The organism is Shinella zoogloeoides, assembly GCF_003574625.1.
GTDB lineage: Bacteria > Pseudomonadota > Alphaproteobacteria > Rhizobiales > Rhizobiaceae > Shinella > Shinella zoogloeoides_A.
The window spans coordinates 225,928-245,314 of the sequence record NZ_QNUJ01000004.1; the positions used below are offsets into that span (position 1 = coordinate 225,928).

A 19,387-nucleotide genomic window follows, 5' to 3' on the forward strand; every position below is an offset into this window, starting at 1 on the left:
GTAAATCGATTTGAATGCCAAAACACCTCCGCTGGAGCTAAGCTCCTCAGTCTCTTCTTGCGCGGCGTTTCCGGCATGAGCCCGAAACAATCCCCGCCGCGCCATTCTACGGAGGTATTATCGTGGCACAGGCGGAAATCGGTCTTATCGGTCTCGGCGTCATGGGGTCGAACCTTGCGCTCAACATTGCCGAAAAGGGCAACACGATTGCGGTGTTCAACCGCACGGCGGCGCGCACGAAGGAATTCTACGAGGAGGCCGGCGACCTCAAGGGCCGCATCGTGCCCTGCGAGACGATTGAAGAGTTTGTCGCCGCCATCCGCCCGCCGCGCCCGATCATCATCATGATCCAGGCCGGTGCCGCGGTCGACCAGCAGATGGAACTGCTGCGCCCGCATCTGGAAAAGAACGACATCATGATCGATGCCGGCAACGCGAACTTCCGCGACACGATGCGCCGCTTCGACGCGCTGAAGGATTCGGGCCTCACCTTCATCGGCATGGGCGTGTCCGGCGGCGAGGAGGGTGCACGCCACGGCCCCTCCATCATGGTCGGCGGCACGGAAGATTCGTGGAAGCGCGTCGAGAAGGTGCTGACCTCGATCGCCGCCAAGTACAACGACGACCCGTGCGTGGCCTGGCTCGGCGAGAACGGCGCCGGCCACTTCGTCAAGACCATCCACAACGGCATCGAATATGCCGACATGCAGATGATCGCCGAGATTTACGGCATCCTGCGCGACGGCCTGAAGATGAGCGCCTCCGAGATCAGCGCCGTCTTCGGCGAATGGAACAAGGGGCGCCTCGAATCCTATCTCATCGAGATCACCGCGACGGTGCTGGCCGCCAAGGATCCGATCAGCGGCAATGCGATGGTCGACATGATCCTCGACAAGGCCGGCCAGAAGGGCACCGGCAAGTGGTCCGCCATCGAGGCGCAGAACATGGGCGTGCCGGCGACCGGCATCGAGGCCGCCGTCGCCGCCCGCTCGATCTCCTCCTTCAAGACCGAGCGCGAGGCCGCCGAGAAGATCCTCGGCCTGCCGGCCGTTCCCGAGCTCAAGGTCGCCGACAGGGCTGCCTTCCTCAAGGACCTCGAAAGCGCGCTGCTCGCCGGCAAGATCGGCGCCTATGCGCAGGGCTTCGCCGTGATGGCCGCCGCTTCGAAGGAATACGGCTGGAACCTGCCGATGCCGACGATCGCGAAAATCTGGCGCGCCGGCTGCATCATCCGCTCGCAGTTCCTCGACGCGATCACCAGCGCCTTCACCAAGACGCCGGATGCCGCCAACCTCATCGTCACCCCGGCCTTCGCCGAGATGGTGAAGGAAACCGACGGGGCGCTGCGCCGCGTCGTCTCCGCCGCCGCCCTGCACGGCCTGCCGGTCCCGGCGCTCGCCTCGGCGCTCGGCTATTTCGACAGCTACCGCCGCGGCCGCGGCACGGCGAACGTCATCCAGGCCCAGCGCGACTTCTTCGGCGCACACGGCTTCGACCGGGTGGACGGTGCCGACAGTCATCACGGCCCCTGGGGCTCCGGCCTCAACGGCTGAGTTCCGGCGAAAGCCTGAAAGGCCCGGTCGCAAGACCGGGCCTTTTGCTTGAACGGCGGGAGGCGTCAGGCGTAGGCGCCCCTGAGATGCGGGCCGACGGCACCGCTCGATGCGGCTGCCGGGGCAAGCTCGACCGACGCCTTCGGCGGCGGCATTCTGGTGCCGATGGCGAACAGGATGGCGCTGACGATCGAGAAGCCGGCGAAGAGAAGGAACATGCCCGGCCCGCCGAAGGCGCCGAGCATGAGGCCGCCGAAAGTGGGGCCGACGAAGTTGCCGACGGTCGAGAAGGAATGGGCGCCGAAATAGCTGCCCCTGTTGCGGTCGTTCGAAATGCCGTCGACCAGCATGTATTCGGACGGGACGACCAGAATTTCCCCGATGGTGAAGATGACCATGGAGATCGCGAGGCCCCAGAGGCCGCTGGAGGCAAGGAAGCCGAGCTCGCCGACGAGGAACAGCAGGCAGCCGGTCACAAGTGCATTCAGCGCTCCGGCGCGTTCGATGAAGAGGCGGGCGAACGGGTTTCCGATCAGGACCACGGCGCCGTTGATGGAGACGATATAGGCGAAGATCTCGACGCCGCCGGCGATGTTACCGGCGAGGTAGGGAGCAAGCGTCGCCGACCATTGGCCGTAGACCGCCACCAGCATGGTGCCGCCGCCGACGAAGAAGGCGAGGCGGGGATCGCGGATCGCCATCTTGATGCTCTGGAGCACCGATATTTTCGGCGCGGGTGCCTGCTCGGCCTCGCTAAGCTGCACGGGCACTTTCAGCATGTAGAGGGCGAGCGCGAAGAGAGCGTAGACGATACCGGCGATGACGAACAGCGTCATGGATGCGGCGCCTGCCGCGATCCCGATCAGCGGGCCGACGGCGAAGCCGAAATTGATCGCCATGTACCGCCAGGAGAAATATTTGAGGCGCAGCGGTTCGAGGCACACGTCGCTCATCAGGGCGCGGGATACCGGCTCGTTGATCGCGATGGCAACAGCCGCGACCACCTGGGCAATGCAGAATGCGATGACGGTTTCGGCGACACCCATGCCGACCATGGCGAGGGCCATGGAAAGCAGCGTGAGCGTCAGCACGGTCTTGCGCCCTATCTTGTCCGACAGGGAGCCCGCGAAGGGCGCTGCGACCGCGCCCACCAGCGGGCCGATACCCAGCAGCATGCCGATCATCGCCGGCCCGAGGCCAAAGGTCTGCTGCAGCTTGATGGCAAGGAATGAGAGCGTCATCGCCCTCGCGACATTCACGAGGCCGGCGCCTGCGATGAGGAACAGCACATAGTTCAATCTTTGTTTCTCGTGGGCCATCGCCGCTCCTGCTTGCCGTCGCGACTGCTTCAATTCAGCGACGGCTTTGCGATGCCTAAAAAACGGGCGGCCTGCAACGGCTATATATGGCTACGCCCAGTTGCCGGCATGCCGAAGCGGCATGGGGTGATGCGTCAGGCCTCGTCCGTCGGGATCGGATAGCTCAGCGTCTGCAATTCTTCGGGCGGAATGCCCTCTATGCGGGCGATGACGGCCTTTGCAAGCTCCCGGCCGGCGAGGCGGATATCCTCGCGCATGGTGACGACCTCCGGCCGCAGCCATTGCAGGAACATGTGCGGTTCCTTGGAGACCATGTCGATGTCCTGCCCGAGCCCGCGGCCCCTGGCCTCGAGTGCCGCGATCAGCGCGACCGCGCCGGAGCCGCTGCCGGAGACGATGCCGTCAGGCCCGTCGGTGGTGTCGAACAGCGCCTCGGCGGCCCCGCGGATCTCGCGAAGATTGTTGTCGAGGTTGACGGTGTTGAAGGGCAGGGCAGTCGCGCCGAAATCGCGGATGCCCTTTTCGAAGCCCGCCCGCATGTGCAGGTAGAAGGTGAGGTAGGGCGGCGGCTGGAGCAGCATCAGCCGCTTGCGGCCGAGCTCGACCAGCTTGCGCACGGCCTCGTAGGCGAAGCGCTCGTTGTCGAAGTCGTGATAGGGATGGACAAGGCCCATCTCGGTGCGGCCATGCGTGACGAAGGGGAAGTTTCGCTCCATCATCAGCGCGACGCGCGGGTCCTTCGGCTCGGTGCGCGAGATGATCACGCCGTCGGCCGCGCCCGTTTCCAGCACGTAGCGCACCGGGTCGAGCGCATTGCCCTGCGTGCGGTAAGGCGTTACCACGAGATGGTACTGCGTTGCGGCGAGCACTTCCGAGATGCCGACGACCATGGGGCTCGTCAGGCCCATGATCTCCTCTTCCAGGCTGAGGATCAGGCTGATGACATTGGTCTTGCCGGTGCGAAGGCGCACGCCCGCGCGGTTCGGCTGGTAGCCGATCTGCCGGGCGACGAGGCGCACGCGCTCCTTCGTCTCGCTGCTGATGTCGGGCGCATCCTTCAGCGCCCGCGAAACGGTGGTGATGCCGAGGCCCGTCATGAAGGCGATGGTCTTCAGCGTCGGCCGCTCGCTGGAGGGAGGCGTCGATGCCGCCCGGCCCCCGCTCTTCATTCTGTCCATCCCCGCCTGTCCACCTCTTCGCATTAGCGGCCGGTTATACAGATTTTGCTTCCGCCCGCCACTCCCTGCCGGAAGTATCTATAAATCTGAAACGATACAGGTGCTTTGTCGAAGTGAAGTTTCAGGAAACTCCGTGTTTTCACTCTGCTTGCCTGACACTGCGCCGCAAAGCGATAATTCATGCGGTTACGAATGCGAGGTGTGGAAAACGTCGCTTTCCAATATAAATATAATAAATACAGTGTATTAATTCTCTTTTTTCTTTGTGCTTTCCTGTTCGCCTCGAGTCATAAGCGACCACTGCTCGACGGAAAACACATGAGCGACGCCCGGGCTGATTGCGTGGTCAAATCGATTGGATTAACTTTCCACTGAAACGTTTCAGTCGGGTAGGAGACTCATGGAAATTTGCTCGAGACGCCCACCGAGATGGTGGTGCGTTGCATCGGCCTGCGGCAGGTCGAGCTGATCACCGACAAGGACGAAGCGGGCAGCCGTTTCGCGCTGAAGGTCAACGGCCGCGAAATTTTCTGCCGTGGCGCGAACTGGATTTCGGCCGATGCCTTGCCGTCCCGCATTACGCCATCCGGCCTGCGCGACCTCCTGCGATCGGCCGTCGACGCCAATATGAACATGCTCCGTGTCTGGGGCGGCGGCTTCGACAGCGGCAAGCTTGGCAAGATCATGTCGGGCACGGCGCATGTGCTGGGACCAGGCATGGAGAGCTGGCACCCGAACCCGGACTTCTTCTTCGCGCCGGGCGGCGGGCCGATCCTCGACATGGGGCCGTATTACGTCAACAACCTCGTCAACCTTGTCGGCCCGGTGAAACGCGTCGTGGCGCTCGCCAACCGGGCGCGCGAGGAGCGGGTGATCGGCAACGGCCCCCGCCTCGGGGAGAAAGTGCCGGTCGTGGTCGCGACGAACATCCACGCCATTCTCGAATTCGCCAGCGGCGCGCAGGTGGCGCTGATGGCGAGCTGGGACGTCTGGGCGCATCGCCACCAGAACATGGAGCTCTACGGCACGGACGGCGCCGTCTTCGTGCCGGACCCGAATTTCTTCGGCGGGAAGGTCGAGGTCGCCGGTGACGACAAGGAGCCGAAGGACGTGGAGGTCTGGGATCATCCGCTGACCGCGCAGAACTTCCAGTTCGACTGGGGCAAGCAGGCGAACTACCGCGGCATCGGCCTTGCCGACATGATGGAGGCGGTGACGACCGGCCGCGACTATCGCTGCTCGCTCGACCGCTCGCTGCACACGATCGACGTGCTGACGGCGATCCTGCGTTCGGCGGAAGAGGGCCGGGCGATCGACATCGTGACGACCTGCACGCAGCCGGAGGCGCTGGGCATCGAAGAGGCACGGGCGTTGCTGCGGTGAGCGGCGGCGCGGCCCCTCATCCGGCCTGCCGGCCACCTTCTCCCCGCAGGCGGGGAGAAGGGGATATGTTGCGCCGGTTTCCCAAATCTCCAGCCTTGCATGGGGCCCGTCCCTCTCCCCGCTTGCGGGGAGAGGGATAGGATGAGGGGCAATTCCCCTTGTGAATACCGGCATGGGAGCGCTATGCAGGCGCAACACCTATCCAGCAAAGGAACGCGACCATGGCCTGGCAGCCGGCGGAAAACCGTTACGACACGATGACCTATAACCGCGTGGGGCGCTCCGGCCTGAAGCTGCCGGCGATCTCGCTCGGCCTCTGGCACAATTTTGGCGACGACACGCCGCATGACCGCAAGGTCGACATGTGCCGCACGGCCTTCGACCTCGGCATCACCCATTTCGACCTCGCCAACAATTATGGCCCGCCGGCCGGCACCGCCGAGATCGCCTTCGGCGAGATCCTGCGCACCGATTTCAGGGCGCTGCGCGACGAGCTGATCATCTCCTCCAAGGCCGGCTACGATATGTGGCCGGGTCCTTATGGCGAGTGGGGCAGCCGCAAGTACCTCATCGCTTCCTGCGACCAGAGCCTGAAGCGCATGGGCCTCGACTATGTCGATATCTTCTACTCCCACCGCTTCGACCCGGATACGCCGCTGGAAGAGACCTGCGGCGCGCTCGACCATATCGTGCGCTCGGGCCGCGCGCTCTATGTCGGCATCTCCTCCTACAATTCGCAGCGCACCCGCGAGGCCGCCGCGATCCTGAAGGACCTCGGCACGCCCTGCCTCATCCACCAGCCGAGCTATTCCATGCTCAACCGCTGGGTCGAGGAGGATGGCCTCGTCGATACGCTGGAAGACCTCGGCATCGGCTCCATCGTCTTCTCGCCGCTGGCGCAGGGCATGCTGACGACGAAGTATCTCGGCGGCATTCCGGGCGACAGCCGCGCGGCGCTGAACCACTTCCTCAAGAAGGATTTCATCCGCCCCGAGATCATCGACAATATCCGCAAGCTGAACGCCATCGCCGAAAAGCGTGGCCAGACGCTGGCGCAGATGGCGCTCGCCTGGGTGCTGCGCGGCGGTCGCATCACCTCAGCACTGATCGGCGCCAGCCGTTCCGCGCAGATCGTCGATTGCGTCAAGGCGCTGGAAAAGCCCGATTTCACGGCCGAGGAACTGGCCGAGATCGATGTCTACGCCAAGGAAGCCGACATCAACCTCTGGGCCAGCTCCGCGGAACGCGACTGACATTTTCAGCTCACCTGCCGGACCCAGACAGGAAACGGGTCCGGCAGGTTCGCCCACCGGGCAGGTTCGAAACCGTCCGCTTCCACGAGACAGGCATCGAGCCGGCGACGGATATCGGCTTCATCCATCGGGTCCGCGCCGATGAAGACCAGTTCCTGCCGCCGGTCGCCCCAGATCGGGTCGGAGTGGCGGGTGATGGCGTCTTGCGCCGCCCGATCCTCCGGCCAGTGCTGGCGCGGCACGGAAGCCCACCAGAGGCCGAGCCGGCCGCTCCTGACAAGCGCACCCGCCTGGCTCATCTCCCCGACATAGTGCGGGCGGGTGGCGAGCCAGAAGAAGCCCTTGGCGCGAATGACGCCCGGCCAGCTCTCATCAAGGAAGGCTTTGAAGCGGGCAGGGTGGAAGGGGCGTTTTGCCCGGTAGACGAAGGAGCGGATGCCGTATTCCTCGGTCTCCGGCACATGGTCCCGGAAGCTGTGCAGTTCCTTGAACCAGAGCGGATGTTCGCTCGCCTGCTCGAAATCGAAACGGCCGGTGCCGAGGATATCGGCGAATTCGACGCGGCCGAAATCCGTCTCGATGACGCGGGCGCTCGCATTGAGGCCGCCGACGATCTGGCGTGCGGCGAGGAGATCGGCGGGGCTTGCAGCGCCCGCCTTGTTGAGCACCACCACGTCGGCGAATTCGATCTGCTCGACCAGCAGTTCCACCAGCGTGCGCGTATCGCCTTCGCCGACGGTTTCGCCGCGATCGGCGAGGAAATCCTGCGAGCCATAGTCCTTGAGGAGGTTGGCGGTGTCGACGACCGTCACCATCGTGTCGAGACGGGCGACATCCGACAGGCTGCGGCCGTCTTCGTCGCGGAAGTCGAATGTGGTGGCGACGGGCAGCGGCTCGGAAATGCCGCTGGATTCGATCAGCAGGTAGTCGAAGCGGTCCATTTCCGCCAGGCGCCGCACCTCGTTCAGGAGGTCGTCGCGCAGCGTGCAGCAGATGCAGCCATTCGTCATCTCGACAAGCTGTTCATCCGTGCGTGACAGGTCCGCACCACCCTCGCGGATGAGGGCGGCATCGATGTTCACCTCGCTCATGTCATTGACGATGACCGCGACGCGCAGGCCGCTGCGGTTGTTGAGGACGTGGTTCAGCAGCGTCGTCTTGCCAGCGCCGAGGAAGCCGGAAAGGACGGTGACGGGGAGGCGGTTGTCCATCGGGATTTGCCCTTTATGTTATATTATTACATTTGATCGGCTGAAAAAGGCGGGAAAATTCCCGCCTTCCTGTGCGCTTGTTGGGAGGCCGAGTGCTCAGCCGTCCTTGCCGAGGCAATCGCGCAGGGATGTCGCGATGCTCTTCATCAGGGTGAAGTAGAGGTCCGGGCCGGGATCGAGCGTCGCTGCTTCGGGGTCGAGGGTGCCGGACTTTGCCGGCGTGCCTTCGATCACCACGTTCACCAGCTTCGGCTCGAACTGCGGTTCGGCGAAGACGCAGGTGGCGCCGAGGGTCTTTACCTTGTCGCGGATCTGGGTCAGGCGTTCGGCGCCGGGCAGGGTTTCCGGGCTGACGGTGATCGAGCCAGCGGCGAGCACGCCGTAGTGGTGCTCGAAATACTGATAGGCATCGTGGAAGACGATGAAGGGCTTGTTCTTGATCGGCGCAACCGTCTCGGCGAGTTCCTTGTCGAGCGTGGCGAGCTTCTCGTCCAGGCCGGCGAGGTTCTTGTTGTAGGTCTCCGCATTGGCGGGGTCCTTTTCGGCAAGCACCTTGGCGGCCTCGGCGGCGATGGCGCGGGCATTTTCCGGGCTCAGCCACAGGTGCATGTCGAATTCGCCGTGCTCGTGGCCTTCATGTCCGGCTTCCTCGCCATGCTCGTGGCCTTCGGCCTCCTTGGCATGGTCGTGGCCATCGGTGTCGTGGGAATGGCCTTCATGGGCGTGATCGTGGCCTTCCTCGCCCTCATGCGTATGCGCCTCGAAGGGGCCGCCCTCGCGGAACGGCAGCTTTTCAAGGCCCGGCGCGTCCTCCAGTTCGACGACGGTCGCCTTGCCGCCGAGCGATTCCAGCGGCTTTTCCAGGAAGGCCTCCAGCCCGTGGCCGACCCAGAAGATGACATCGGCATCCTGCAGGGCAGCGGCATTGGAGGGTTTGAGCGAATAGGTGTGCGGCGAGGCGGCACCCTCCACGATGAGACTTGGTTCCCCGACGCCCTGCATGATCGCGGAAACAAGCGAATGGATCGGCTTGATTGAGACGACCACGCTGGGCGCTTCGGCCCGCGCCGCGGCTGCGCCGACGGCAAAAAGGGCGGTGGAAAGAAGGAGGGTGCGAACGGCCTTTTGCATGGGATCTCCGTCTTGAGTGGAAATGTAATGTTATTACATCAATTGCGTTATGCTATAACGTGTGCCATATCGAGTGGCAACAGGCTTTTGGAAAAATCATGCTGCAGACCCCGAACAGGACCGTTCCGCCGCTCGTCTCCCTTTCCGGCGTCGGCGTGCGCCGCCAGGGCCGCTGGCTCGTGCGCGGCGTGGAATTCTCCATCGCGCCCGGCGAGATCGTCACGCTGATCGGTCCCAACGGCTCCGGCAAGTCGACCACCGCCAAGACGGCGATCGGCGTCATGAAGGCGGACGAGGGCAGGGTGGAGCGCAAGGCCGGGCTGAAGGTCGGCTATGTGCCGCAGAAGCTTGCCGTCGACTGGACCATGCCGCTCACCGTCGACCGGCTGATGACGCTGACCTCCCCGCTGAAGGGCGCTGAGATCGATGCCGCACTTGAGGCGACGGGTATCCGCCATCTTGCGCGCGCCGAGGTGCAGCATCTTTCGGGCGGCGAGTTCCAGCGCGCGCTGCTTGCCCGCGCCATCGCTCGCAAGCCTGATCTTCTCGTGCTCGACGAGCCGGTGCAGGGCGTCGATTTCTCCGGCGAGATCGCGCTCTATGATCTCATCAAGACCATCCGCAATGCGACCGGCTGCGGCATCCTGCTCATTTCGCACGACCTGCATGTCGTGATGGCCGAGACGGACACCGTCATCTGCCTCAACGGCCATGTCTGCTGCCGCGGCACGCCCGATATCGTCAGCCAAAGCCCGGAATATTTGCGCCTCTTCGGCGCCCGGGCCGGCCAGACGCTCGCCCTCTACAACCACAATCATGACCATACGCACCTGCCCGACGGCCGCGTGCTGCATGCCGATGGCTCGATCACCGACAATTGCCGGCCGGACGACGGCCACCATGCCGTCGATATCCTGCCTTCCGGCGGGCGGGCGGGGCGGATGCGCCTCGGCCATGTGCACGGGCCGAACTGTGGCTGCGACCACGAGGCGGCAGGCAGCAAGGAGCCGCGCGATGCTTGACGATTTCTTCATCCGCGCCCTCGTCGCCGGCATCGGCCTTGCGCTGACCGCCGGGCCGCTCGGCTGCTTCGTCGTCTGGCGGCGCATGGCGTATTTTGGCGATACGATGGCCCATTCGGCGCTGCTCGGCGTCGCGCTGTCGCTGCTGATGGATTTCAACCTGCTGCTCAGCGTCTTCATCGTCGCGGCGACGGTTTCGGTGCTGTTGCTGCTGCTCCAGAAGCGCGGCACGCTGTCCACCGATGCGCTGCTCGGCATACTCTCCCATGCGACGCTCGCCATCGGCCTCGTCATGGTCTCCTTCATGACGTGGGTGCGTATCGACCTCGTCGGATTCCTTTTCGGCGATATCCTCGCGGTCTCGCGCGCCGATGTGGACCTCGTCTGGGGCGGCGGCATCCTCGTCACCTTCGCGATCATCTGGATGTGGCGTCCGCTGATCGCCTCGACGGTCAATCCGGAACTGGCGGAGGCTGAGGGCATGCAGCCGGAGAAGACGCGGCTCGTCTTCATGCTGCTGATGGCGCTCGTCATCGCCATCGCCATGAAGATCGTCGGCATCCTGCTGATCACCTCGTTGCTGATCATTCCCGCCGCGACGGCGCGGCGGTTTTCCACCAGCCCGGAGATCATGGCCGTGCTCGCCTCCGTCATCGGGGCGCTGGCCGTTGTCGGCGGGCTGTTCGGTTCCCTGAAATTCGACACGCCTTCCGGTCCCTCCATCGTGGTCGCAGCACTTGGCCTTTTCATTCTAAGCCTGTTGACGAAGCCGAGGATGGGCGCAGTGGCGGCAAGCGAAGGAGGTCGTGCATGACCATGCAGCAATTGACGCGCAACCAGGGCCTCGTCTTCGACGTGCTGACGCATTCCGAAGGTCCGCTTAGCGCCTACTCCATCCTGGACAAGCTGCGCGACAGCGGTTTTCGTGCGCCGCTGCAGGTCTATCGGGCACTCGACAAGCTGCTGGAATTCGGCCTCGTGCATCGCCTCGAAAGCATGAACGCCTTCGTCGCCTGCGCCCATCCGGACGAGGGCTGCCATGCCCATGGCCTGACGGCCTTCATGATCTGCGAGACCTGCGGCGATGTCGTCGAATTCCACGATCACATGATCGAGGATCGGCTGAAGGGCTTTGCGAAAGACCGCAACTTCAAGACCGGCAAGACGACGATCGAGATCCGCGGAACCTGTGCCGGCTGCGCCTAGACGATCGCTTTGAGACCCCTCTTGAAGCGCTGCCAGTTGCGCACATAGCTTTCGGCCGATTTCTTCAGGCCTTCCACGGCGTCCGCATCCAGCGTGCGGATGGCCTTGGCCGGCGAGCCGACGATCAGGGAATTGTCCGGAAAGACCTTGCCTTCCGTCACCAGCGCATTGGCGCCGACGAGGCAGTTGTTGCCGATGACCGCGCCGTTCAGCACCGTCGCGCCCATGCCGATGAGCGAATTGTTGCCGATGGTGCAGCCGTGGATGATGGCGCTGTGGCCGATGGTGCAGCCTTCGCCGATGATGACGGGCTTGCCGGGGTCGGTATGCACGACGACGCCTTCCTGGATGTTCGAGCGCGCGCCGACGATGATCGGCTCGTTGTCGCCGCGCAGCGTCGCGCCGAACCAGATGCCGACATCCTCGCCGAGGATGACCTTGCCGATGACATTGGCATCCGGCGCCACCCAGTAGCGGTCGTCGGCGGGAAGCGTGGGTGTCCGGTCGTCAAGGGCGTAGAGCGGCATGGGTTCCTCCTTCGAATCCTCGGGGCAGTCTAGCACCCATCCCGCCGGGCGGGGAAAGGCCGAGGGTGGTTTTTCCCGGCCATATGGAGTATGAGCCGCGCCATGACGAAGACAGGCACATTCTACCAGCAGGCCGTGGAGACGGGGACGAAGATCTTCGCGACCGCGCCGATGATCGACTGGAGTGATCGGGCGTACCGCGTCTTCGCGCGGCAGCTTACCAAGAACGCGCTGCTCTTCACCGAGATGATCGTCGCGGACGCGATCCTGCGCGGCAACCGCGACCGGCTGCTCGGCTTCGACGCGGTGGAGCAGCCGGTGGCGCTCCAGCTCGGCGGCAACAGCCCGGAGAAGCTGGCGGAGGCGGCGCGGATCGGCGAGGGGTTCGGCTATGCCGAGATCAACCTCAATGTCGGCTGCCCCTCGGACCGGGTGCAATCCGGCACCTTCGGCGCCTGCCTGATGCGCGAGCCGGACTTGGTGGCCGATTGCGTGGCGGCGATGAAAGCGGCGGTTGCCATTCCCGTGACCGTCAAGTGCCGCATCGGCGTCGATGACCAGAACCCTGAAGTGGCGCTGCGCGATCTCGTTTCGCGGGTGAAGGCTGCCGGGACGGATGCCGTCTGGGTCCACGCGCGCAAGGCCTGGCTGCAGGGGCTTTCGCCGAAGGAGAACCGCGATATCCCGCCGCTCGACTATGGTCTGGTGCGGCGGCTGAAGGCGGAAAACCCGAATCTTTTCATCGGTCTCAATGGCGGGCTTCACAGTTTGAGTCAGGCTGTTGAAGAGATGGATGGCCTCGATGGTGTGATGCTCGGAAGGGCTGCCTATCAGGATAGCTGCGTTCTGACGGGCGTGGATGAACTTTTTCCGCATCCGCTGCTGGGCGGCCGGCCCTCCGGCATGTCTTCCGGTCCGCAGGCGCTTCCGGTCGCCTATTGGGAGGCGGTGCGGGACGGCATGATGGCCTATGCGGGCGAGGTGATCGCACGCGGCGGCCGGGTGGCGCATGTGACGCGGCATATGGTCGGGCTGTTCCAGGGTTTTCCGGGCGCGCGGCGCTATCGGCAGATCCTTTCGGCCGATGCCACGAAGCCCGGCGCGGGGCCGGAGGTGATCTCGGCGGCTTTCGCGGCGGTGCGGGGCGAGGTCGAGGCAGCGGAGTAGCGCTTTCTGTGCATCGTCGCGGCGTCACCACAATTTCGTCCCCTCCGGGTCGGAAAACGGCGTAAACAACGAACGACGCAATGCAGAAGCAGGTCCAGCAAAAGTGCGCAGCGGTTTTGCGTCCGGACTTGCGAAAGACAGGCAGAAACAGACAGGTGGCCGCGTGATCGATCCCTACGCCATGCTCGGACTTGAGCGCGATGCCGATGACGGCGCGGTCAAGACCGCCTACCGCAAGGCCGCCAAGGGCATGCATCCCGATTCGGGCGGCGATGCCGACCAGTTCGCCCGCCTGCAGGCCTGCTACGACCTCCTGCGCGACCCCGTGCGCCGCAAGGTCTTCGACGACACCGGCTTCGACCCGCAGCTCGCCGATCCGCGCGACCTCAAGGGCCTGATGCTGCTCGAGCCGCTGGTCAACGACGTCATCCTCGACGAGCGTGAGCCGGGCAGCTTCGATCCGCTGGCGGCGATGCGCCGCAAACTCTCCGACGACATCGTCAAGAGCCGCTTCCACATCCTCGAGCTGGAGCGCCACCGCAACCGCGTGCGCCAGCATATCGACCGCCTCGGCCGCAAGGCCGGCACGGATTTTCTGGGCTCCATGCTGCGCGCCCGCTCGCAGTCGATCACCGAGGCGATCCGCAATGCGGAAGGGCAGATCCAGGCCATCGAGCAGGCCTATACCATGCTGGAAGGCTATTCCTACGAACTGGCCGCGGCGCTGGAGCCCATGAAGGGCGAGGCGGCGGAATAGGCTGCCCCACCATCCCGGACATCACCATTTCAGCGGCGGCGAAAACCCGTCCCGGTCCGCTGGCGGCCGATTTTCGCGTATCCCGGCGAAGCGGCGGAACTCGCGCAGCGTCTCGCCCCGCAGGAGCGGGCGGGTGATCTCCACGGCGGCGTCCTGAAGCGCCCGCTCGTCGCGCCAGAAGGAGGCGAAGAACAGCTTGCTGTCCCGGCGGCCGTAATCGCGCACATCGCGGACCTGCTCGGCAAGCTGGTCGAAAAGCGCGCGCTGGCCGGCGTCGAGATTGGCGAGGCAGCAGGGCTGCTGCGTCTTGCGGAAAAACCAGGCGCAGCGTTTCTGTCGCCGGCAGGAGCGGTGGCGGCAGACGCGCTCCGGCAAGGCGAGCATCTCGGCGGTGCGGGCGAGCAGCGCGGCGTCGAGCGGGGGCAGTCTGGATCGGTCGAACATGGAAACTCCTAGAGCATTTCCAGCAAAAGTGCGAAGCGGTTTTGCGTTCGGAGAATGCGGCGAAACAAAGAGTTAGAGCGTTTTCGCGATTCGGAGAAAAGCGGAAATGCTCTAGTGATGGAGAGAGGTGAGGGAGGCGCATCGCGCCGGCCGCGCCCGCGGCGGACATGCGCCATCGTTCCCGCGCGAAAAACACCGCCGGGGCTTGCGCATGAAACTTCGGACGGGGCGCTGAAAGCTGCCGGGTCAGAAGTAGAAATGGCACCTTTCAGCGCCCCGTTCGGTGGTTTTTGCCCGCGACTTGGGTCTCTCTGCAAAGGCCGGGTCCGGCGGCGGTTGGCCGTCGGTTTCCGGGGCGGGCTCCTTCCGATTTTGGCGCGCCGGACCGGGCGCTCGTTCGCTCCCGCTCCGGGCGGAAAGGCTTTCACCTTTCCCGGAAAAACGTCACCCCGGCGGACGATGCCGACGCCGTCCGCCAGTCCCGGCCCCCTTGTGTGCCGCACAGGCACGCCCGGCGCGCCGTTCGGGGATGAAACCACGGGACCGGTCCGACGTCCCGCCGTTTCCCTCGTGTCGCCGGAGGGAGACCATTTTCCGCAGGCCCCCTGGGCGAAGGCCTACGTCCTTCCTCCACCCAAAGCACCGACCCCGCCTCGCCGCAACGCCTTGCGGTGTATCCGCGGTGGGATGAGGGGAGTATCGCATGGGTTTTGGAGGCGGGGAAAATTGCTCCACGCTCGTGGGCATTATTGTTGCACCAATGAAAATTGTAGGAGGAGTTTGTTTTAGGTTGAATGGCGCATGTGATTGATAATGAAATATTTTTTTATCTTTTATTGGTGTTTCAGGCGCTGCAAATCTCGTTTTCGGTGAAATTATAGGCCGTTGAATGTTGCGAAATTTTCACCGTTACTATTCGCCTTAGTTGAAATACCTTACGGGGATTCTCCCGGAATTTAATTCTCTGAGATGCTGTTGAGGTCTATATGAGTTCGATACCTGAGCGTGATCCAGTTAGGTTTTGTGTGAACTTAGGTGCTTATCTTACGAGAACAATTTCCGACGATTTTTGGGAAACTATAGATCCCGCTCATATATGCGCGTGGAAAGCTGCCACCAAAATTCTGCAAAACAGAACTTTTATTTTAGAGGATGATAATATTGATATATCAGTAAATTGGATGCCCGTGATCGATCGTATAAGTGCACATTATAAAGTGACAAGCGATCTATATAGGCCAGAAAATAAAGATAGATTATCTGAAGTGGTGCAAGGTTTTTCAACGGAAATAGTTTCTGTAGAATTTTCCGCATCGTCAAATTTAAATTTCGATAAAAATAAAACGTTTAATCGCCTGTATCATTTTATTGAATATTATCTATACGACGTATTTCTTGTCATGAATATAGCGTCTCCATCCTCTGCTAATTTTTATAGTACGTATATTTTCGATAAAAATATATCTAGTCCTAAAAATATGAGTTTGTCGACGGGTTTGTTTGAAACTTCTCTAATGGAGTCACTTGATGGCAAGTGGCCAGAGATAAAATTTATTGATTTGGAGTTGGTATCAAATTGGTATCATTCTGTTCGATCTGAACTGAAGCTTATTCCTTCTAGTAAGGTTGAGAAAATGCTTTTCTCGCTGCTGTTTTTGGCGTCTTCACCTGTGTCGCCTACAAATGTAGTTTGGATATTTTACGCGTTGGAGGCTTTATTTGATTGTAAGGTTGGAGAGAATTTTCGAATTCTGGTTTCCAGAATTGAGCTCCTACTTAAGCCGACAGCGAATGAATCTTCATATTTGCGAAAAAGAATGCGAGAAATTTATGATCTTCGGAGTTCTTTTGTGCATGGGGGCTTGGAAATTGTGCATCCTATGGAGAATGAGATTATCGATAAATCTATTGATAGCTCTTATATGAGGTTGATGAGAGCTACCGACTTCGGATTTCAAATCATTCTTGCTTCCGTGCAGGCTATTATTTCCGAAGGTTGGCGCGAACCCATTTTTCAAGAAACCCTTAGCGGAATTAAGTAGTCTCTTTTTAACATGACAAAAGAAAATGATGGAAAGGTTTGAGGATTGGCACTGACCGCAAACGGTAAGTGTGTTCACTGCCCCGGCCGTCCCGTCTTCCCCTTCGTCCGCCCCTTGCGCTTCGCCTCCGCCGGATCTTCATAGCTTCCGGCGCCGATCTTCCCGCGCCGAACCGGCTTGGCATCGTCCGCGCCGCTCGTCCGCTCCGGCTGGCCTTCGGCTGCCGGGGCGGTGCGTTTCTTGGTGGAGAGGGTTTCGCCCGGGCGTTGGGGGAGGTCGCCGGTGACGGGTTTTTCGGTGCGGCCGACGGTCATTTCGTCGAGGGTGTTCCTGCGGAAGAGGGATTTTCCGGCCGGAGTGGCGACGTCGCGGCCCATCTCGTCGAGGGCGGGCTTGCGGAAGAGCGGGCGTTCGGTGTCGGTGCCCGGGCCCATGTCGTCGAGCGAGGGTTTGGCAAAATAGCTTTTGCCATTCTCTTCTGTGCTCACGGCCGCAGCGCCCTTCGGGCTAGCCTCCGCACGGGGCGCCGGACGACCGGTGACGGCCGCCTGGCCTTGCGGCTTCGCCGCGCTTTTGCCCTTTCCTCCACCTTCCTGCGACCGTGCTTCGTCCCGTGCCATCGGGTCGTCCATGACGGCGAGTTCGGCGGCCTTGAGGCGTTTGATCTCGTCGCGGATGCGGGCGGCGGCTTCGAAGTCGAGGTCGGCGGCGGCGTCGCGCATCTGTTTTTCGAGCGCTTCGAGATGGGTCTTGAGGTTGTTGCCGACGAGGTGGCCGGCATCCGCGAACCCCTTGCCGGAGACGCCGGAAATGTCGGCGCGGACGTGGTCGCGCTCGTAGACGCTGTCGAGGATGTCGGAGATTTTTGCCTTCACGGATTCCGGGGTGATGCCGTTCGCCTGGTTGTAGGCGACCTGCTTCTCGCGGCGGCGGGTCGTCTCGTCCATGGCGCGCTGCATGGAGCCGGTGATCTGGTCGGCATAGAGGATGACCTTGCCGTCGACGTTTCGCGCCGCGCGGCCGATGGTCTGGACCAGCGACGTCTCGGAGCGCAGGAAGCCCTCCTTGTCGGCGTCGAGGATGGCGACGAAGCCGCATTCGGGGATGTCGAGGCCTTCGCGCAGCAGGTTGATGCCGACGAGCACGTCGAAGGCGCCCAGACGAAGATCGCGGATGATCTCGATGCGCTCCAGCGTGTCGATGTCGCTGTGCATGTAGCGCACGCGAACGCCCTGCTCGTGCAGGTATTCGGTGAGGTCTTCAGCCATGCGCTTGGTGAGCACGGTGACGAGGGTGCGGTAGCCGGCGGCGGCGGTCTCGCGGATCTCGCCCAGCACGTCGTCCACCTGGCTCTTGGCCGGGCGCACCTCGACCGGCGGGTCGATGAGGCCGGTCGGGCGGATGACCTGTTCGGCGAAGACGCCGCCGGACTGCTCCAGCTCCCAGCCGCCCGGTGTCGCCGAGACGGCGATGGTGTCCGGGCGCATGGCGTCCCATTCCTCGAAGCGCAGCGGGCGGTTGTCCATGCAGGAGGGCAGGCGGAAGCCGTATTCGGCCAGCGTCGCCTTGCGGCGGAAGTCGCCCCGGTACATGGCGCCGATCTGCGGGATGGTGACGTGGCTTTCGTCGATGAAGATCAGGGCGTTGTCGGGGATGTACTCGAAAAGGGTCGGCGGCGGCTCGCCGGGGCGGCGGCCGGTGAGGTAGCGCGAATAGTTCTCGATGCCGGCGCAGGAGCCGGTGGCCTCCAGCATTTCCAGGTCGTAGCGCGTGCGCTGCTCCAGGCGCTGGGCTTCCAAGAGGCGACCGGCCTTTTCCAGCTCCACGAGGCGGTGCTTCAGCTCCTCGCGGATGGCCTTGATGGCGCCGTTGAGGGTGGGGCGCGGGGTGACGTAGTGGCTGTTGGCGTAGATTTTTACCGATTTCAGGTCGCCGGTCTTCTGGCCGGTCAGCGGGTCGAACTCGGTGATGGCGTCGATCTCGTCGCCGAACATGGAGATGCGCCAGGCGGCATCCTCAAGGTGGGCGGGGAAGATTTCGATGGTATCGCCGCGCACGCGGAAGGAGCCGCGCTGGAAATCCATCTCGCGGCGCTTGTACTGCTGGGCGACGAGGTCGGCGAGGAGCTGGCGCTGGTCGAGCCGTTCGCCCACCTCCATCTGGAAGGTCATGGCGGTGTAGGTCTCGACCGAGCCGATACCGTAGATGCAGGAGACCGAGGCGACGATGATGCAGTCGTCGCGCTCCAGCAGCGAGCGCGTCGCGGAGTGGCGCATGCGGTCGATCTGTTCGTTGATCGAGCTTTCCTTCTCGATGAACGTATCGGAGCGCGGCACATAGGCTTCGGGCTGGTAATAATCGTAGTAGGAGACGAAATATTCGACCGCGTTGTCGGGGAAGAAGTTCTTGAACTCGCTATAGAGCTGCGCGGCCAGCGTCTTGTTCGGCGCGAGGATGACGGCGGGGCGCTGGGTCTCCTCGATCACCTTGGCCATGGTGAAGGTCTTGCCCGAGCCGGTGACGCCGAGCAGCACCTGGCTGCGCTCGCCGGAGGAGAGGCCGCCGACCAGATCGCCGATGGCGGTGGGCTGGTCGCCCGCGGGCTTGTATTCGCTGACCATGCGGATGGGGATGCCGCCCTCGGATTTTTCCGGGCGGGCGGGGCGGTGCGGCGTCCAGAGCTTGCCGTCCTTGAACAGCGGATTGCCGCTCTCGATGAGCGCCGAAAGCGCCTCCACCGTGGCGGTGACGCCGGAGCCCCTGTCGAGCGCGGCCGCGTCTTCCAGCGAGACGTCGAGGCCGGAGACCGGGTTGAGGCCGGCGGCAGCGCGGGTCTTTGGATCGGACGAGCCGCCGATCGAGACGCCGCGCGAGGTCTTCGAGACCGTCACCTGCTCGGTGTGGCGGCGCGCGGCATTCTCCACCGTCTTGCGGTGCTTGCCGGCCTTGGAGGCGACCTCGCGGCGGCTTTCGACGCTCGCGGCCTCCGCCTCCGCCTCGAGCTGCTTCACCCAGTCGGAGACGCTGCCGCTAAGCGGTTCTCCCTCGAAGGGCGATTGCGGGGCTTCCTCGAAACCGGGGTTCGGGGCGGTGGATTTCTTCGGTGATCTGGCCATGCGGAGAATATGGAGAGAGTCACCGCGAAAGGGAAGGGGTGACGAGTACAAAAGGGAAACGAATCTGTCGTCTCATGC

The 19,387-nt window shown here is 63.0% G+C and carries 15 protein-coding genes and 1 pseudogene; 9 read left to right on the forward strand and 7 right to left on the reverse strand.

All coding sequences use genetic code 11. From position 1 onward, the window contains the following. The first annotated feature begins 122 nt into the window (after window positions 1-122). A complete protein-coding gene (gene gndA / locus DSD28_RS09455) occupies window positions 123-1,553 on the forward strand; it encodes an NADP-dependent phosphogluconate dehydrogenase (RefSeq protein ID WP_119256136.1) in 1,431 nt (476 codons plus the stop codon). A gap of 65 nt (window positions 1,554-1,618) precedes the next feature. On the opposite strand, the gene DSD28_RS09460 is transcribed toward gndA, so the two are convergent. Further along, entirely contained in the window at window positions 1,619-2,872 is a 1,254-nt protein-coding gene (locus DSD28_RS09460) for an MFS transporter (protein ID WP_119256137.1), read from the reverse strand. A gap of 134 nt (window positions 2,873-3,006) precedes the next feature. Beyond that, window positions 3,007-4,041 (reverse strand): LacI family transcriptional regulator, encoded by a 1,035-nt coding sequence (locus tag DSD28_RS09465; protein WP_432430849.1) that lies wholly within the window; start codon window positions 4,039-4,041, stop codon window positions 3,007-3,009. A 669-nt stretch (window positions 4,042-4,710) separates the two neighbouring features. Here DSD28_RS09465 and DSD28_RS09470 point away from each other — a divergent pair. Next, window positions 4,711-5,433, forward strand: a pseudogene (locus DSD28_RS09470) (Gfo/Idh/MocA family protein); the annotation flags it as partial. Window positions 5,434-5,654: 221 nt separating this feature from the next. Next, window positions 5,655-6,686 (forward strand): L-glyceraldehyde 3-phosphate reductase, encoded by a 1,032-nt coding sequence (gene mgrA, locus DSD28_RS09475; RefSeq protein ID WP_119256140.1) that lies wholly within the window; start codon window positions 5,655-5,657, stop codon window positions 6,684-6,686. Window positions 6,687-6,691: 5 nt separating this feature from the next. Here mgrA and zigA read toward each other — a convergent pair whose 3' ends face one another. After that, window positions 6,692-7,897 carry a zinc metallochaperone GTPase ZigA gene (gene zigA, locus DSD28_RS09480; RefSeq protein WP_119256141.1) on the reverse strand — a complete coding sequence of 402 codons (1,206 nt, stop codon included), beginning with the start codon at window positions 7,895-7,897 and terminating at the stop codon, window positions 6,692-6,694. A 96-nt stretch (window positions 7,898-7,993) separates the two neighbouring features. Beyond that, window positions 7,994-9,028: a zinc ABC transporter substrate-binding protein ZnuA gene (znuA, locus tag DSD28_RS09485; RefSeq protein ID WP_119256142.1), complete on the reverse strand. Its 1,035-nt coding sequence runs from the start codon at window positions 9,026-9,028 to the stop codon at window positions 7,994-7,996. A gap of 98 nt (window positions 9,029-9,126) precedes the next feature. Between znuA and DSD28_RS09490 the strand changes: the two genes are divergently transcribed. Genes DSD28_RS09490 through DSD28_RS09500 form a run of 3 tightly spaced genes read left to right on the forward strand, consistent with a single transcriptional unit; the run spans window position 9,127 to window position 11,256 of the window. Further along, window positions 9,127-10,050 carry an ATP-binding cassette domain-containing protein gene (locus DSD28_RS09490; protein WP_119256143.1) on the forward strand — a complete coding sequence of 308 codons (924 nt, stop codon included), beginning with the start codon at window positions 9,127-9,129 and terminating at the stop codon, window positions 10,048-10,050. Further along, window positions 10,043-10,864, forward strand: a complete 822-nt coding sequence (locus DSD28_RS09495; RefSeq protein WP_119256144.1) for a metal ABC transporter permease — start codon at window positions 10,043-10,045, stop codon at window positions 10,862-10,864. The genes DSD28_RS09490 and DSD28_RS09495 overlap by 8 nt, the downstream gene beginning before the upstream one ends. After that, the gene (locus DSD28_RS09500; protein WP_119256145.1) at window positions 10,861-11,256 is read left to right on the forward strand and encodes a Fur family transcriptional regulator; all 396 of its coding nucleotides are present in this window, start codon (window positions 10,861-10,863) and stop codon (window positions 11,254-11,256) included. The genes DSD28_RS09495 and DSD28_RS09500 overlap by 4 nt, the downstream gene beginning before the upstream one ends. On the opposite strand, the gene DSD28_RS09505 is transcribed toward DSD28_RS09500, so the two are convergent. Continuing rightward, window positions 11,253-11,783: a gamma carbonic anhydrase family protein gene (locus DSD28_RS09505; protein ID WP_119256146.1), complete on the reverse strand. Its 531-nt coding sequence runs from the start codon at window positions 11,781-11,783 to the stop codon at window positions 11,253-11,255. The genes DSD28_RS09500 and DSD28_RS09505 overlap by 4 nt on opposite strands. Window positions 11,784-11,885: 102 nt before the next feature. Here DSD28_RS09505 and dusA point away from each other — a divergent pair, with 102 nt between their 5' ends. Both dusA and DSD28_RS09515 read left to right on the forward strand, forming a co-directional pair. Continuing rightward, a complete protein-coding gene (dusA, locus tag DSD28_RS09510; RefSeq protein ID WP_119256392.1) occupies window positions 11,886-12,950 on the forward strand; it encodes a tRNA dihydrouridine(20/20a) synthase DusA in 1,065 nt (354 codons plus the stop codon). Window positions 12,951-13,131: 181 nt separating this feature from the next. Further along, window positions 13,132-13,707: a J domain-containing protein gene (locus DSD28_RS09515; protein ID WP_119256393.1), complete on the forward strand. Its 576-nt coding sequence runs from the start codon at window positions 13,132-13,134 to the stop codon at window positions 13,705-13,707. Between the two features lie 21 nt (window positions 13,708-13,728). Here DSD28_RS09515 and DSD28_RS09520 read toward each other — a convergent pair whose 3' ends face one another. Then, window positions 13,729-14,151, reverse strand: coding sequence for a hypothetical protein (locus DSD28_RS09520; protein WP_119256147.1), 423 nt, complete (start codon window positions 14,149-14,151; stop codon window positions 13,729-13,731). Between the two features lie 986 nt (window positions 14,152-15,137). On the opposite strand from DSD28_RS09520, the gene DSD28_RS25855 reads away from it, so the two are divergent. Further along, the gene (locus tag DSD28_RS25855) at window positions 15,138-16,193 is read left to right on the forward strand and encodes a HEPN domain-containing protein (protein WP_162911328.1); all 1,056 of its coding nucleotides are present in this window, start codon (window positions 15,138-15,140) and stop codon (window positions 16,191-16,193) included. A 74-nt stretch (window positions 16,194-16,267) separates the two neighbouring features. Here the strand turns inward: DSD28_RS25855 and uvrB are convergent, their stop codons facing one another. After that, the gene (uvrB, locus tag DSD28_RS09525) at window positions 16,268-19,309 is read right to left on the reverse strand and encodes an excinuclease ABC subunit UvrB (protein ID WP_119256148.1); all 3,042 of its coding nucleotides are present in this window, start codon (window positions 19,307-19,309) and stop codon (window positions 16,268-16,270) included. Window positions 19,310-19,387: the final 78 nt, after the last annotated feature.

Excerpts from the sequence above, each read along its gene's own strand:
- DSD28_RS09460 (WP_119256137.1), bottom strand. The coding sequence starts at position 2,872 with ATGGCCCACGAGAAACAAAGATTGAACTATGTGCTGTTCCTCATCGCA.
- DSD28_RS09465 (WP_432430849.1), bottom strand. The coding sequence starts at position 4,041 with ATGAAGAGCGGGGGCCGGGCGGCATCGACGCCTCCCTCCAGCGAGCGG.
- mgrA (WP_119256140.1), top strand. The coding sequence starts at position 5,655 with ATGGCCTGGCAGCCGGCGGAAAACCGTTACGACACGATGACCTATAAC.
- zigA (WP_119256141.1), bottom strand. The coding sequence starts at position 7,897 with ATGGACAACCGCCTCCCCGTCACCGTCCTTTCCGGCTTCCTCGGCGCT.
- znuA (WP_119256142.1), bottom strand. The coding sequence starts at position 9,028 with ATGCAAAAGGCCGTTCGCACCCTCCTTCTTTCCACCGCCCTTTTTGCC.
- DSD28_RS09490 (WP_119256143.1), top strand. The coding sequence starts at position 9,127 with ATGCTGCAGACCCCGAACAGGACCGTTCCGCCGCTCGTCTCCCTTTCC.
- DSD28_RS09495 (WP_119256144.1), top strand. The coding sequence starts at position 10,043 with ATGCTTGACGATTTCTTCATCCGCGCCCTCGTCGCCGGCATCGGCCTT.
- DSD28_RS09500 (WP_119256145.1), top strand. The coding sequence starts at position 10,861 with ATGACCATGCAGCAATTGACGCGCAACCAGGGCCTCGTCTTCGACGTG.
- DSD28_RS09505 (WP_119256146.1), bottom strand. The coding sequence starts at position 11,783 with ATGCCGCTCTACGCCCTTGACGACCGGACACCCACGCTTCCCGCCGAC.
- dusA (WP_119256392.1), top strand. The coding sequence starts at position 11,886 with ATGACGAAGACAGGCACATTCTACCAGCAGGCCGTGGAGACGGGGACG.
- DSD28_RS09515 (WP_119256393.1), top strand. The coding sequence starts at position 13,132 with ATGCTCGGACTTGAGCGCGATGCCGATGACGGCGCGGTCAAGACCGCC.
- DSD28_RS09520 (WP_119256147.1), bottom strand. The coding sequence starts at position 14,151 with ATGTTCGACCGATCCAGACTGCCCCCGCTCGACGCCGCGCTGCTCGCC.
- DSD28_RS25855 (WP_162911328.1), top strand. The coding sequence starts at position 15,138 with ATGAGTTCGATACCTGAGCGTGATCCAGTTAGGTTTTGTGTGAACTTA.
- uvrB (WP_119256148.1), bottom strand. The coding sequence starts at position 19,309 with ATGGCCAGATCACCGAAGAAATCCACCGCCCCGAACCCCGGTTTCGAG.